Below are 14,773 nucleotides of genomic sequence, written 5' to 3'. Positions count from 1 at the left end.
ATCAAAATGATTTGTAAGGAAATCAGGCCACTGCATGTCCTTGGATTTAACTATCTTTGCCAAGATGGCGTCATTTGAAGACTTTAAATTTAATAAGCAGATCCTAAATGCAATAGCCGAAGCGGGCTATACAACCACGACTGAAATCCAAGAAAAGGCGATTACACCGATTCTAGCGGGGCAAGACGTGATGGGGATTGCGCAGACAGGGACCGGAAAAACTGCAGCATTTGTGCTGCCGATGCTCATGAAGCTGAAATATGCTCAAGGTAATGACCCAAGAGCATTGATTTTAAGCCCTACCCGAGAACTTGCTATGCAGATTGAAGAGCATATCAAGCAATTCTCCACTTACCTAGACTTAAGAACCGTTCTATTATATGGTGGTTTGGGACCAAAAACCCAAAAGGAACTCCTTGCCAAAGGCTGTGATATCATTGTTGCTACCCCAGGCCGTTTCCTCGACCTCTATTTAGAAGGTGATATCAATGTCAAGAGCCTGAAATTCTTGGTCCTTGATGAAGCAGACAAGATGATGGACATGGGTTTTATTGGAAAAATCCACCGTGTCCTGGAAATTGTCCCTAGAAAAAGACAGAACCTACTTTTCTCCGCAACCATGAGTGAACTCGTTCGCAAGATTGCAGGGGATTTCTTGGCATTCCCAACCGTTATCGAAGTAACCGAACAGGCAACTCCGGCACAAACCGTGACCCAGGAGCTTTATCATGTTCCCAACTTAAAGACGAAGATTAACTTACTGCAACATTTCTTCAAAGACGATGAAACCTTCAGTAGAATCATCGTTTTTACCAAGACAAAAGTGGTTGCCGATCGTATATATGCCTTCCTTGAGCGGAAATATGGTCCTGAGGAGGTCCGCGTAATCCATGCAAACAAAGGTCAGAACACCCGCATCAACTCCATTAATGCCTTCAAAGAAGGTGAAGTTAGGATCTTGGTTGCTACGGATGTAGCTGCTCGCGGATTAGATGTGTCGCAAGTGAGCCATGTGATCAATTTCGATGTACCCATCGTTATCGAGGACTATGTACACCGTATCGGTAGAACAGGCCGTGCCTTCCAGACAGGTGATGCGATTACCTTCTGTAATCCAGCAGAAGAATATTATGTGGCAAAAATTGAAAAGCTGATCAGACAGACCATTCCTGTGAAGGAATTGCCTGCGGATGTGGTTATTGAAAAGACACCTTTCGACGAAAAACAGGATATCGCTAGGGAAATTGATAATCAGAAGAAAAAAGATAACCCCGATTTCAAAGGTGCATTCCACGAGAAAAAGTATGCCATTAAGGCAAATAACTCAAAAAGAACGGCTCGTGGTAAAGGTAAGCCAGTAAAAAAGGGAAATAGCAAACCAAGCAAGAAAAGATGAAGTTAACCCCATTGAATATTACCTTGGCTTGTATCCTGGTATGGGCAATATCTGAAATGGGTTCGGTAGAAAAGCCATTGTTTTCCTGGGCTTGGCTCCTTATCCTTTCTATCGTGCTCATCGTTGTGGATATCCTGTTCCGCTTATGGACCAAGAATACACAACGCTTATGGATCATGCAGATAGGTTTTATCTTGGTGGTGGGTATCATTTCAATGTTAATAAAATTACAGTTTTAGATATGAAGAAAGCAGAAATCAAACTCCAGATCGAGTTAGATGATTCCAATGTTCCAGATTCCATCCAATGGAGTTCTACAGATGGGCAGAATACAGAAGAATTACCAGCAAAAGCTATGTTCTTAGCGCTATGGGATGCCCAGTATAAAAATTCATTAAGAATTGACCTTTGGACAAAAGATATGCCTTATGATGAAATGAAACGTTTCTTCTATGAAACTTTGCAGACATTAGGCGACTCTTTCCTAAGGTCTTCAGGTGGTGATCCAATGGCTGAGAAAATTATTGGCGATTTACGTGACTATTGTGCACACTACGCTGATAAGATGGAAATCTTGGAACAACAGAACTAATTGAATTTGGAATCTGCCAACAGGTTCGTTGGCTAATCAATATGCAGATATGAATTACTTTTTGGTGAAATCTGAACCATTTAAATACAGTTGGGAACAATTTAATAAAGATGGGGAGACCTTTTGGGATGGCGTACGCAACGATCAAGCTCGAAACAACCTTAAAGCAATGAAAAAAGGTGACCTCGTACTTTATTACCATAGCAATGAGGGTAAGGAAGTTGTAGGTTTGGCAAAAGTCGTGAAAGAGTTCTACCAAGATCCAACCACAGAAGATGAACGTTGGGTAGTGGTGGATCTAGCTCCAGTGGAAACTTTCAAACATCCAGTTACCTTGGAAACAATCAAGGCAGATCCATTGCTTCAAGATGTTGCATTGGTCAGACAAGGTAGGCTATCCGTGATGCCCCTTAAAGCTGAAGAATTTGATCGGATCGTTCAACTCGGAAATACCGACTAAAGACATTGAAACTCCCCAAACTGGGGAGTTTTTTATTTTCTCATTATCCATCCGCTTTCAACAGCTAAAATCCCCACTTTGCTCATTCTTCCTCTTTAATTCAAAAATTTCAAATAACTTTATATCAGCTGACTCATTAATAACCAATTAACAGACATATGATAAAGGCAGTTATTTTGGATGATGAAATTCGTGGTTCCGGATTATTGCAACATAAGCTGCAACAGTTCCAGGAGCTATTGTCCATAACGGCCGTATTCAATGACCCCCAGGAAGCCTTGCTTCAAATGCCCAACATGGAATGTGATGTCCTTTTTCTCGATGTTGAAATGCCTTTTATGAACGGATTTCAATTCCTCGAAAAACTGGGGCAATTCGAATTTGAAGTCATATTTGTCACTGCCTACAACATCTACACCTTGGATGCCTTGAAGGCAAATGCACTCGATTACCTCCTAAAGCCAGTAAACAATGAGGAACTCAAGAAAGCCATGGTCAAACTTGAACTGCGTATCACCCAGCGCGAAAAGTTGAAAAACGTGGACTTAAAGGAAAATCGCCCAGTGATGGGAAGATTAGCATTGCCAACCGCCGAAGGCATACATCTAGTGAAAAAGGATGATGTAATCCGTATCGAAGCCATGAGCAATTACAGCATCTTCTTCCTGAATAACCTCTCGAAAATCATTGTTTCCAGAACATTAAAGGAATTTGAAATGTTATTGGAGAATACGCAGCTCTTTCGTGTCAATAGAAGTGTCATCGTCAATTTAGATTACGTCGTAAAATATAAAAAAGGAGAAGGAGGGACCTTGGAATTAGTCGATGGTTCGGAGATCGAAGTCTCTCCAAATAAAAAGAAGCAATTGATGGATAGGTTGTTTACAGCCTTCTAAACCCAATGAATTTGAGGATTATTCTATCTTTTGTCCTTGCTGTATGCTTAACCTGTTCTATTACTTATGGACAAAGACGGATCTATAACTTTCTCCATTTCACCGAGAAGGAAGGGCTTTCCAGCAATGAGGTGGAAGGGATTGAGCAAGACAGCAATGGATTGATCTGGATTAGTGGTAAACGTGGACTTTCCTATTTTGATGGCCAGAAGTTTACCGATGTGAAATTTGAACATACAAACGGGGTGATGCTCAATTACCTCGGTAGCATGGCTATTGACCAGAAAAATAGAATTTGGATTACCAGTAATAGCCATGGACTGATCTGCTATGATCGAAATAAACCCATAGGGAAAAACCTGAGTTCATATACTGCAAAAGTGAGCAACAAAGGCTTGGTAAAAAAGAATCTTTATGATGTACTGGCTTCTAAATCGGGTATGATTTATTTTTCAGGGCAAGAGACAGACCTACAATCCCTAGATCCTGAAACGGGTGAAATAAAACAGATCTCTATGCCGGGGATAGTGAGTAAAAATTACCTTTCTATCTTTTCCTTGGACGAGGACTCTTTGGGGAATATCTGGATGGGGACCCGTTATGATGGTTTGATATGCTATAATCCAATAAAACATACCGCAAAACAGATTAATCTAGAAAATGAAGGGGAAAATGCGGTAGATGGTATTGTGTTGCGTCCAGATCGTATCTATGCCGGATATTATGACCATGATCTTATCGCTGCAGATTATACCTTCAAAAATACCATTTCCTCTATTCTGGGCTGGGACAAAAGCATCAACTTTTACGACAATAGCATCAGTTCCATTGCCTTTTGGCCAACTGAAAATAAAATCCTCATCGGGCATGTCTCCAATGGCATCTATACTTATCAGCCTGAATCCAAAAAGATCGAGTATATTTCTTTAGAAACCTTAATGCCGATTACACCGAAGGCAACACGAATCTTTGATTTTTGTATTGTAAAGGATGGTTATTGGCTGGCAACTAATTCAGGCCTGTTTTACTATTCTTCCAAACTCAACCGAATAAATAGCCTGATTGAAGATCGCTACGCCGATCCAATCGTAGAATTGTTCAATTGGAAAGGAAAAGTTTGGTACAGGACTGAAACTGATTTTGGTGAACTGGATGCGAATCAGGATTTTAGAATGTCAAAATATTCCTTAAAAGAACTCAAGATTGGAAACCTAATGACAACAGATGAGGCCATTTATATCTCAACCATCGATCAAGGAGTTTATGAATTTAAGGATCCTAAAAGAGGGTTGGTTCCATTGGAAATCAGTAATGAGGATTATGGTTTTAGAAAATCCGATTGCAATAGCATTATCGTGGATACCATAGCCAACGAACCCATACTATGGATTGGATCCTGGAGCTCGGGCTTATATAGATACCATTTAAATACCAAGCAGATCGACCTGTTTGCGGAAAAGGATGGCCTACCAGACCCAAAGGTTATCTGTGTCGGTAAAGATGCCTTTGGATCAATTTGGTTAGGAATGGATGGCTATGGATTGGTCCTGTTAGAAAACAAGCTCGAACCTCAATTCAAACAATTCACCCATAATAAACAAAACCCAAAGACCCCCCAATCCAATACGGTATTCTCCTTTCTGTTGGATCAGGACAAACGGTTTTGGTTCAGTAATGCCAGTTCAGGAATTGCTGAAATCAAGAAAAATAATAGGGCAGAATATGAGTTTATCCAATATCCGGAAAGTAATACGCAACCCTGGTTATACTCGGTCAAGATGCAAGCAGATCAAAATGGACTTATTTGGATGAAGTCCCTTGATGGCACCATGTTTTTCCAGCCAGCTTCCAAGCTATTCTTCCATCTCAATGAATCTGCAGGGATTTTCCCGCCTGAGGAGTACATCACCTACAGTTTTTTTGTCCGTGGGAATGAACTGTTCTGGTGTACCAATTGGGGGTTGGTCAAGGGGGATTTGCCCGTTTTTCATCCAGATAAGACGATCAATTTTAAGCCTTTGATCAATAAGTTTTTCGTTCAACATCAAGATAGATCAGAGGACCTATTCAAAAAGATAATCGAATTACGACCCGATGAAAACAATTTCACCTTCAACTTCTCTGCAGCCGAGCAACTCTTGGAGCAAGGACTTAGGTTTCAATTTCAATTGATTGGATTTGATCCCCAATGGGTGGAAAGTTCCGAAGAGCAGATTGCGGTATATAATAATTTGGAAGGAGATGATTATCAATTTCAGGTCAGGGTAGGAGACCAGTTTGGAAATTGGTCTACCCAGTTTGCTTCAATTGACATTAACTTGGCTTCACACTGGTATGCTACGGTTTGGTTCAAGCTATTGTTTGTGGTCTTATTTCTCTCCGCTGTTACGTTCTTTTATTTCTATCGGCTACAAGAACATAAGAACATCAACCGACTTCAGGCCGAATACAACCTTAAGCTCCAACAGGAATTGATGATGAATGAAACGAAGATCAAGGAGCAAGCCGCCGATATAGAAAAAGAGAAACAGGAACGATTGGAAAATGATTTTAAGCAAAAACTCTATGAAAGTGAATTAAAGGCAATCCGTTCCCAGATGAACCCGCATTTTATTTTTAACGTGCTGAATTCCATTGAGGCTTATGTCGTGGAGAAGGATAGTAAAAGTGCCAGTGATCTAATCCAAAAGTTCGCCAGCATTAGCCGCTTGGTTTTAGAGAATTCTCAATATTCCATTGTCAGCCTGAGTTCTGAAATACAATTATTGAAACTTTACCTAGAACTGGAACAGGAACGCTTTAACCATGCCTTCGATTTTGAACTTGAGATTCAAAAAGGATTGACCAAGAAGGATAAGAAAATCCCTTCTATGCTGATCCAACCCATTGTTGAAAACGCCGTGCACCATGGTGTCCGACATTTGAAATCTAAAAAAGGCTTGATCCGGATATCCATGGCTGAAGAGGACCAGAAAATTATCATTCAGATTATGGATAATGGAATAGGTTTTAATCAGAATGCCGAAAATAAATCATCTGCATTCAAACAAAGCTCCTTCGGAATAAAGGGTGTACAGGAAAGGATAAATATCATCAATAGCTACTATCCGACGCCCTTTGCATCCCTACAGATTAATCAGGGGGATGAGGATTCCGTATTTACCACCATAGTATGCATAACACTGCCATCAAAGACCGATCGAATGGAGGCATAAGAGCTTTGTAAATTAAGCCTAAAAAGGGATGATATTTAAGGATATGCATTCGGCGGGCGAATTCAATTCGCCCCGAAAATTATTGTCTTTCAAGAGGAATATGGATCTCGATCCTGATATATCCTCTAATCCCCGGATGGCGAGCTTTCCCTGAGCGAAGCCGATGGAGAGTCGAGCCACATCCTGGTTCAACCGAACAATCACAACCTCCCTTATCCCTTATGCTCAAAAAGATTGACCAAATTCTTGATCTCTGTGGCATTTTCTGGTTTTAATTTACCAGCCAATAGCAACCTTAATTCCCTACGTTGCATGGCCTCGTCATATAAGGTCTTCTCCTTATCAGATTCTGGAATCAACTTAGGGATAGCTTTCGGACGGTCAGACTCGTCGATGGACACAAAGGTATAGTATGCCTCGTTGGACTTAACTTTAGTGCCCTGAGGGAGGTTTTGCGCAAAGATTTCCATTCTCACTTCAACAGAAGTGTTAAAAGCACGGGTTACTTGCGCCTCAATGGTCACCACTTCGCCTAACTTGATAGAACGTTTGAAAGACACATTATCTACCGAAACGGTTACCACTTGGTTATTGCAATGTTTCTGCGCAGCCATAGCCGAACAGATATCCATCCAATAAAGAAGTCTTCCCCCCATGAGGTTTCCGAATGTATTGGTGTCATTGGGAAGTACCAACTCGTTCATTTCGGTATAGGATTCCCTTGCGTATTTATCTTGCATAGTTATTTTCTAAAGAATGTATATTGTTGATCGATATAAGTGAGCGACTCGCGGAAGGGTGTTGGTTTAAAACCCAGTTCGCGTATCGCTTTATCTAAAATAAACCCAGTTTTTCGCGGTCGGTTTTCGGCTTGCCCAATTTCAGCGGCGTGGATAGGACTGATCAAGGATTTGTCGAAACTCCAATAATCGGCTAATTCCTCAACTGCTTCCAGGACTGTGAACATTTTGTCGCTTGATATATGGTAGATGCCCTCAGCATTCCTTTCAATACAGCGCAAACAGGCATTCGCCAGATCATCTACCCAGGTTGGCATTCGCCATTGGTCGCTGACCACTTTGATCGCTTCTTGGGCTTCCAGTTTTGATTTTGCCCATAGGACCAGATTGGATCGGTTCCGATCCGCAATAATCCCATAAACTAGAATGGTCCTCAAAATTGCCGCACGGCAGCCTGAATGGAGTACTGCTTGTTCCGCATCCAGTTTGCTCTGTCCATATGCATTGCATGGATTGGTTTCGGCAAGCTCATCATATGGACCATTTTTCCCATCGAAAACAAAATCTGTAGACAGGAAGGTCAGGTGGATGTCCTTCGCTTTGCATTGCTCTGAAAGCAATTTGACTACCTCGACATTGAGCTTGTTGCAGGTCTCAGGGTCTTGTTCGCAAGCTTCAACACTGGTCATGGCTGCGGTATGGACAATATGCGTAGGGTTAAATGAGCCTAAAAGTTGGACAAGGCCTTCTGAATCCAATAGGTCCAATTGTATAAATTGATAGCCTTGATTATTGGGATTCCTGTTTTCCGAATGAGAGGTACAGCATAGGCTATAGTCCGTCTCTTTCAAGATAAAATCAGTTAATTTCTGTCCCAGAAAACCATTCGATCCCGTGATCAGGACCCTGATATTTGAACTTAGTTGGTCCATTGAAAGTCCATCTTAGGTTGTTTCATGGAATTGTCCAGCACATCAATTTCCAATTTAAGGATTGCCTCCATTGCTTTGTAGTCTATCCTTTCTTCATCATCGGTAGGTTTGTGGTAATCATCATGTCCACCTGTATGGAAGAAAAGAACTGGAATATTCTTTCTGTAAAATGAGGTTTGATCTGAACCGCCATTTCCATCACGGCTCTTATTGAATTTAATGCTACTGCTTATACCTTCAAAGATCTTTGGGAATGCTGAACTCGTCCCATAACCAATGACTGCCAGACCATTGTCTGGATTATATCGGCCGATCATATCCATGTTCAACATCCATTGGATGGATGCTAAAGGAATGGTTGGGTTTTCGGTGAAATATTTGGAGCCTATCAATCCCAATTCTTCCGCGCCAAAGCCGATAAATAAGAAATTAAAAGGTTCTTTAATGTCATTTGTTGCATAATGTCTTGCCAACTCCAACAACCCAGCTACGCCGGAAGCATTGTCGTCCGCTCCATTATGGATTTTTCCAACACCTAGTGAATCTTTAGAACCTCCGATCTCACCTTTACCTAAGTGATCATAATGCGCACCTATAACAATGGTATAGGGAGCGGCATTATCTAGGAAACCTATTATGTTGTCCGATCTTCTTTCGGCATTTTCTATCTTAACCTTGGTCACTTTAGCAGGGAAGTTTTGTCGATAGCCTTTTTCCCCTTTAGGTTCCAACTTATATTTCTTGAAGTATTTCTCAACGTAGTCAGCGGCTTTTGAAGAACCTTTCATCCCCGTTTCTCGCCCAAGCATTTTGTCTGCAGAAAGATATTTGATATGTTTCTTCAGATTCTTAGGGTTGACTTGTGCGATTGCCAAGTTTGCTGAACCTAAAATTGCCAGACATAGGGCAATAGAAAATAGTACTCGGAGATTTTTCATGTCCAAATATACGGAATAAGCGAAAAGTGTTGTAATTAGCTTTGTTAAATCGGAAAGTTTAATCCTCTACGATTTCACTGTTGGCATGTGATTTTTCATCATGTTCTTCCTTGAAATAACGTTTTTGGAAGATCAGGATCAAGAAAACTCCCACGGATATAGCCGAATCGGCAATATTGAAAACTGGCCGGAAGAACAAGAAGTCCTCGCCGCCCCAGATTGGGAACCAAGTAGGGAAGGTCCCACTGATGAGTGGAAAATAAAGCATGTCTACGACCTTACCATGTAGGAAAGAGGCGTAACCACCCCCATCTGGAAACAGGACTGCTTTGGAGAATGGAGTACTCTCACTAAAGATCAATCCATAAAAGGCACTGTCAATGATATTGCCTAACGCGCCAGCAAATATCAAAGCTACATTCAGGATAAAGCCACGGTTATACTTGTTCTTGACCATATAGTGAAGTCCATAACCAATGCCCATTACAGCAATGATACGGAACACACTCAGGAAAAGCTTGCCATATTCGCCACCGAATTCCATACCATAGGCCATGCCCGGATTTTCAATGAAGTGAATCAAGAACTTATCACCTAAAACTTTGAAATCCTGACCGATGGTCATGTTTAATTTGACCCAAAACTTCGAGATTTGGTCAACCAATAAAATGATAATAATCAGTAGAACGGGCTTGGAGTATCCTTTCATAGCATATAAAAATGGTCTTTGCTGTTGATAACAAAGACCATTTATTTAATCTTTTGCTTAATATTGTTTGTTTTTTGCCTCAATACTCAAGGTGGTATGAGGTACAGCTTTCAATCTTTCTTTTTGAATCAACTTACCAGTCTCTCTGCAGATTCCGTAAGTCTTGTTCTCAATGCGCACTAAGGCTGCTTCAAGATTGTCGATAAATTTCTTTTGACGAGCTGCTAATTGGTTGATTTGTTCCTTCTCCAATGTTGCAGAGCCATCTTCTAATGTCTTGTAGGTACCTGCTGTATCGTCAGTTCCATTCGCATTGCTATTACTTAAAGAAGTAGTCAAAGAGGTTAATTCCTCTCTCGCTATGCGCAACTTCTCAAGAATTATTGCTTTAAATTCCTGTAATTCAGCATCACTGTACCGTGTTTTCTCTGTGTTTCCCATACTTTAAATTTTTTCTATTGATAGCAATAAATTCTCTCCGTCAATTTCGATAGCATCGCCATTTGCCAGGGCACTATCGAATTTCAGACTGTCGGCCAAAATTTCCGTACAAATATACGAGAAATTATTATCTACAGCTTGTTGAATTTCAGTATTTTGACTTAAGGTCACATTTATTCGGTCAGTAACTTCAAATCCTTTATCTTTTCTGAGATTTTGGATGCGGTTAATAAGCTCTCTTGCCATCCCTTCTTCCTTTAACTCTGCAGAAATATTAACGTCTAAAGCTACCGTTAAACGTCCTAAATTAGCAACTTGCCATCCTTCTACGTCCTCTGCTATGATTTCTACATCTTCGCTGCTAATTACATATTCCGTGCCAGTTAACTGGATGGACCCTTGATTTTCTAGTGCTTGGATCTGGGCAGCATCCATACTTTGGATCGCACTGGCTACCACTTTCATATCCTTACCTACCTTAGCACCAAGGACTTTGAAGTTAGGTTTTACCTTTTTCTTAATGATACCGGTGGTGTCAGTAATAAATTCAATATCCTTGATATTTGTTTCTGAAAGGATCAGGTCTTTTACCTTTTCTACTTTCTCTTGGAACGAACTGTCCAGTACAGGCACCAAAATCTTGCTCAATGGTTGTCTAACATTGATTCCTGTTTTCTTTCTCAACGAAAGAGTCAAGGATGATATATCTTGGGCCAAGGCCATACGTTCTTCCAATTCTATATCTACCAAGTCCTCATGGTAAGCTGGATAGTCTGCCAAGTGAACCGATTCATATTTTTCCTTGCCTGTTGCTGCATTCAAGTCCAAATACAATTGGTCTGCAAAGAATGGTGAGATCGGTGCAATTAATTTTGCAATGGTATCCAAACAGGTATATAAAGTTTGGTAAGCCGAGATCTTATCTTGTGAATATTCCCCTTTCCAGAAACGGCGACGGCATAAACGAACATACCAGTTGCTCAAATGTTCATCCACAAAATTCTGGATCGCACGTGCAGCCTTAGTAGGCTCATAATCTGCATAGAATCCATCTACTTCCTTACTCAAACTGTTCAATAAAGAAAGGATCCAACGATCAATTTCCGGACGGTGTTTTAATGGAATCTCAGGCTCTGCATAATTGAATTTGTCAATATTGGCATAAAGCGCAAAGAATGCATAGGTATTGTATAAGGTGCCGAAGAATTTACGACGAACTTCATCTAGCCCCTCTACATTGAATTTTAGGTTATCCCATGGTGCTGCATTGCTGATCATGTACCAACGGGTTGCATCTGCTGAATATTTGTCGATCGTAGCAAATGGATCCACGCCATTTCCTAGGCGCTTGGACATCTTGTTGCCATTCTTGTCAAGCACCAATCCATTCGACACTACGTTCTTGAAGGCAATCGATCCGCGGACCATGGTTGAAATAGCATGCAAGGTAAAAAACCATCCGCGTGTTTGGTCAACACCTTCTGCGATGAAATCAGCAGGGAAAGCCGAGAAGTATTCATCCTTGAATGGAAGCGCTTCACCTTTTTCCAATTTATCGTAATCCAGTCCCCATTGCGCATATGGCATCGCTCCTGAATCAAACCATACGTCGATCAAGTCCGGTTCACGGAATAACTTCTGCCCGCCATCGGAAACCAAGATGATATCATCCACATAAGGTCTATGTAGGTCTAATTCATCGGTTCCAAATTTATCCAGATAGGATCTGTTGGTTGCTTTTTCGTCTTCAGTAAGGACATCTGAATTTAATGAAGCTTCAAGGTAAGATTTCAGCTCAGGCATTGAACCTATGCAGATCTCCTCATTTTCATCTTCACTTCTCCAGATCGGTAGGGGAGTTCCCCAATATCTTGAACGGGAAAGGTTCCAGTCAACCAGGTTTTCCAACCAGTTACCAAAGCGGCCAGTTCCTGTTGCCTCTGGCTTCCAGTTAATGGTTTTATTCAAAGCCACCATTTCTTCCTTGACCGCTGTTGTTTTGATAAACCAGCTATCCAATGGATAGTATAGGACCGGTTTGTCCGTTCTCCAGCAGTGCGGATAGGTGTGCTCATATTTCTTAACATCAAATGCTTTGTTCTCTTCCTTAAGTTTGATGGCGATCAAAACATCCGTAGGACGGAAATCTTTGTCCGCACGCTCTTCATTGGAATAATATTCTTCTTTTACAAAACGGCCAGCAAAATCAGTGATTTCTTTTACGAATTTACCGGTCTTGTCCACGGTGGGAACTTCCTTGCCGTTTTCATCAAGAACCATGATGGATGGAATACCATTCTCACGAGCTACCCTAAAGTCATCTGCACCATAGGTTGGTGAAGTATGCACGATACCAGTACCATCTTCCGTGGTCACAAAGTCCCCTAAGATGACACGGAAAGCTTTTTCCCTTAGCTCTTCAGAAGTCACATAAGGCATCAATTGATGATAGCGTAATCCTTCGATTTCTGCTCCTTTAAATTCCTCTACGATTTCCCAAGGGATAACCTTATCACCAAATTTATAGTCTTGGAAGGAAACCTGCTGACCATCTGCTTTAAAGTGCTTTGATATCAGGTTTTTTGCCAAGATAACCGAAACTGCCGTTCCAGTGTATTGGTTGAAGGTTTTTACTTTGACATAGTCAATGTTTTTACCCACTGTCAAGGCACTGTTTCCAGGTAAGGTCCAAGGTGTGGTCGTCCATGCCAAGAAAGCCACGTCCTCATCTTGGTTTTCCACCAAACGGTCCATCATGGGGTGGATCTGTTGTTTGTCCAAACGGAATTCAGCAACAATCGTAGTGTCCTTAACGTCCTTATAGGTTCCAGGTTGGTTCAGTTCGTGCGAGCTCAAGCCCGTTCCTGCAGCAGGAGAGTAAGGTTGGATCGTATAGCCCTTATAAAGCAATCCTTTTTTATAAAGATCCTTCAATAAGAACCATAGCGTCTCGATATATTCATTTTGGTAAGTGATATAAGGATGTTCCAGGTCTACCCAATAGCCCATCTTCTGGGTCAGGTCGTTCCATACATCCGTATATTTCATGACTTCTTTACGGCAGGCATCATTATAGTCCTTCACGGAAATTTTCTTACCGATATCTTCTTTTGTGATACCTAAAGTCTTTTCAACAGCTAATTCAATCGGCAAACCATGGGTATCCCAACCACCTTTACGTTTAACCTGAAAACCTTTCAAAGTCTTATAACGGCAAAAAATATCCTTGATCGTCCTCGCCATAACATGGTGGATACCAGGCATTCCATTCGCTGATGGAGGTCCCTCGTAGAAAGTATAGGGCTTGCTGGCTGGACGGTTGGAGATACTCTTCGCAAAGATGTCGTCAGTCTCCCAACGTTTCAATACTTCTTTGCCTATTTCTGAAAGATTTAACTGCTTATATTCCTTGTACATCACGTAATCTAATTCTGATTTTTAAAGGTCGCTAATTTAGTGAAAAATTTGCACAAATTATAGATAGCTGGGATTGGGGGATTTGAACCAGGATGTGGCTCGACTCCGCTCGCCATCCGAGGATGAGAGGATAGACCAAGATCATTTTTTGAACCCACAGCGTGGGTGAAATGTTTTTCAATACCCTTTCTGTGTCACCCTGAGGGCACCCCCGAAGGGTCTCGGAAAAATACTTACTTCATTTGAAATGATTTCCTCATCTTACGATTGGCAATGACCAACATCTTCATAAAAAAACAACAATAGATTCTTCGCTTCACTCTGAATCCCTTTTTAGCGCATTTTTATTCTGAACGATCAGTGAGGAATCTGTACGGTCCTCCACTCTACGACCCTGTCATTCTTTACCGAAGGTAAAGGACCTGTACGCCAATGCAACCCGTGAAGCAATACTTTTTTGTTGTTTTTAAATAAATTTGGGTTTGTTGTTTTCCGAGATTCTTCCTTCGTCAGAATGACTTGAAGGTGGAAACCGAAGGTAAGGGACCTATACGCCAATGTAAAAGATAATGTTTTGATTTTAGAGATATATATGGGTAGATAATAGCATGAACCTCAGTATTCCCCTTAAAACATTAACTTAATGACATTGCCCAACAGGGATGACATAATTGTAGAAATTGGGTGTTTGAAAAGGTGAACCCACAGCGTGGGTGAAATGTTTTTCAATACCCTTTCTGTGTCACCCTGAGGGCACCCCCGAAGGGTCTCGGAAAAATACTTACTTCATTTGAAATGATTTCCTCATCTTACGATTGGCAATGACCAACATCTTCATAAAAAAACAACAATAGATTCTTCGCTTCACTCTGAATCCCTTTTTAGCGCATTTTTATTCTGAACGATCAGTGAGGAATCTGTACGGTCCTCCACTCTACGACCCTGTCATTCTTTACCGAAGGTAAAGGACCTGTACGCCAATGCAACCCGTGAAGCAATACTTTTTTGTTGTTTTTAAATAAATTTGGGTTTGTTGT

At 41.1% G+C, this 14,773-nt stretch carries 12 protein-coding genes; 6 read left to right on the top strand and 6 right to left on the bottom strand.

What is annotated here, in order from left to right:
- Positions 1–34 precede the first annotated feature (34 nt).
- The 6 genes from RT138_RS14205 to RT138_RS14180 all read left to right on the top strand — a co-directional run bounded on the left by RT138_RS14205 (position 35) and on the right by RT138_RS14180 (position 6,559).
- On the top strand, positions 35–1,396 hold the full coding sequence (locus tag RT138_RS14205; RefSeq protein WP_409529457.1) for a DEAD/DEAH box helicase: 1,362 nt from the start codon (positions 35–37) through the stop codon (positions 1,394–1,396).
- Positions 1,393–1,635: a hypothetical protein gene (locus RT138_RS14200; RefSeq protein WP_185211156.1), complete on the top strand. Its 243-nt coding sequence runs from the start codon at positions 1,393–1,395 to the stop codon at positions 1,633–1,635. The genes RT138_RS14205 and RT138_RS14200 overlap by 4 nt, the downstream gene beginning before the upstream one ends.
- A gap of 2 nt (positions 1,636–1,637) precedes the next feature.
- On the top strand, positions 1,638–1,988 hold the full coding sequence (gene gldC / locus RT138_RS14195) for a gliding motility protein GldC (protein ID WP_185211155.1): 351 nt from the start codon (positions 1,638–1,640) through the stop codon (positions 1,986–1,988).
- Positions 1,989–2,037: 49 nt separating this feature from the next.
- Positions 2,038–2,448 (top strand): EVE domain-containing protein, encoded by a 411-nt coding sequence (locus RT138_RS14190; RefSeq protein ID WP_313191220.1) that lies wholly within the window; start codon positions 2,038–2,040, stop codon positions 2,446–2,448.
- A gap of 158 nt (positions 2,449–2,606) precedes the next feature.
- Positions 2,607–3,344 carry a LytTR family DNA-binding domain-containing protein gene (locus tag RT138_RS14185; protein WP_313191219.1) on the top strand — a complete coding sequence of 246 codons (738 nt, stop codon included), beginning with the start codon at positions 2,607–2,609 and terminating at the stop codon, positions 3,342–3,344.
- A gap of 5 nt (positions 3,345–3,349) precedes the next feature.
- Positions 3,350–6,559, top strand: a complete 3,210-nt coding sequence (locus RT138_RS14180) for a histidine kinase (RefSeq protein WP_313191218.1) — start codon at positions 3,350–3,352, stop codon at positions 6,557–6,559.
- 212 nt (positions 6,560–6,771) lie between these two features.
- On the opposite strand, the gene RT138_RS14175 is transcribed toward RT138_RS14180, so the two are convergent.
- The 6 genes from RT138_RS14175 to ileS are packed head-to-tail and all read right to left on the bottom strand — an operon-like array spanning position 6,772 to position 13,736.
- Positions 6,772–7,299: an acyl-CoA thioesterase gene (locus RT138_RS14175; protein ID WP_185211147.1), complete on the bottom strand. Its 528-nt coding sequence runs from the start codon at positions 7,297–7,299 to the stop codon at positions 6,772–6,774.
- A gap of 2 nt (positions 7,300–7,301) precedes the next feature.
- Positions 7,302–8,231 (bottom strand): SDR family oxidoreductase, encoded by a 930-nt coding sequence (locus tag RT138_RS14170; RefSeq protein ID WP_313191217.1) that lies wholly within the window; start codon positions 8,229–8,231, stop codon positions 7,302–7,304.
- Positions 8,219–9,169, bottom strand: a complete 951-nt coding sequence (locus tag RT138_RS14165) for a M20/M25/M40 family metallo-hydrolase (protein WP_313191216.1) — start codon at positions 9,167–9,169, stop codon at positions 8,219–8,221. Before RT138_RS14165 ends, RT138_RS14170 begins: the two co-directional genes overlap by 13 nt.
- A 58-nt stretch (positions 9,170–9,227) precedes the next feature.
- Entirely contained in the window at positions 9,228–9,878 is a 651-nt protein-coding gene (locus tag RT138_RS14160) for a lipoprotein signal peptidase (RefSeq protein ID WP_185211141.1), read from the bottom strand.
- Between the two features lie 57 nt (positions 9,879–9,935).
- Positions 9,936–10,319 (bottom strand): TraR/DksA family transcriptional regulator, encoded by a 384-nt coding sequence (locus tag RT138_RS14155; RefSeq protein ID WP_093100778.1) that lies wholly within the window; start codon positions 10,317–10,319, stop codon positions 9,936–9,938.
- A 3-nt stretch (positions 10,320–10,322) separates the two neighbouring features.
- Complete coding sequence (gene ileS, locus RT138_RS14150; RefSeq protein ID WP_313191334.1) at positions 10,323–13,736, bottom strand: isoleucine--tRNA ligase; 3,414 nt, start codon at positions 13,734–13,736, stop codon at positions 10,323–10,325.
- Positions 13,737–14,773: the final 1,037 nt, after the last annotated feature.

The sequence above is a fragment of the Sphingobacterium sp. genome (assembly GCF_032065005.1).
Taxonomy (GTDB): Bacteria; Bacteroidota; Bacteroidia; order Sphingobacteriales; family Sphingobacteriaceae; genus Sphingobacterium.
The sequence above is the reverse complement of the archived record's forward strand: the minus strand, read 5'-3'. Positions and strand labels throughout refer to the sequence as shown.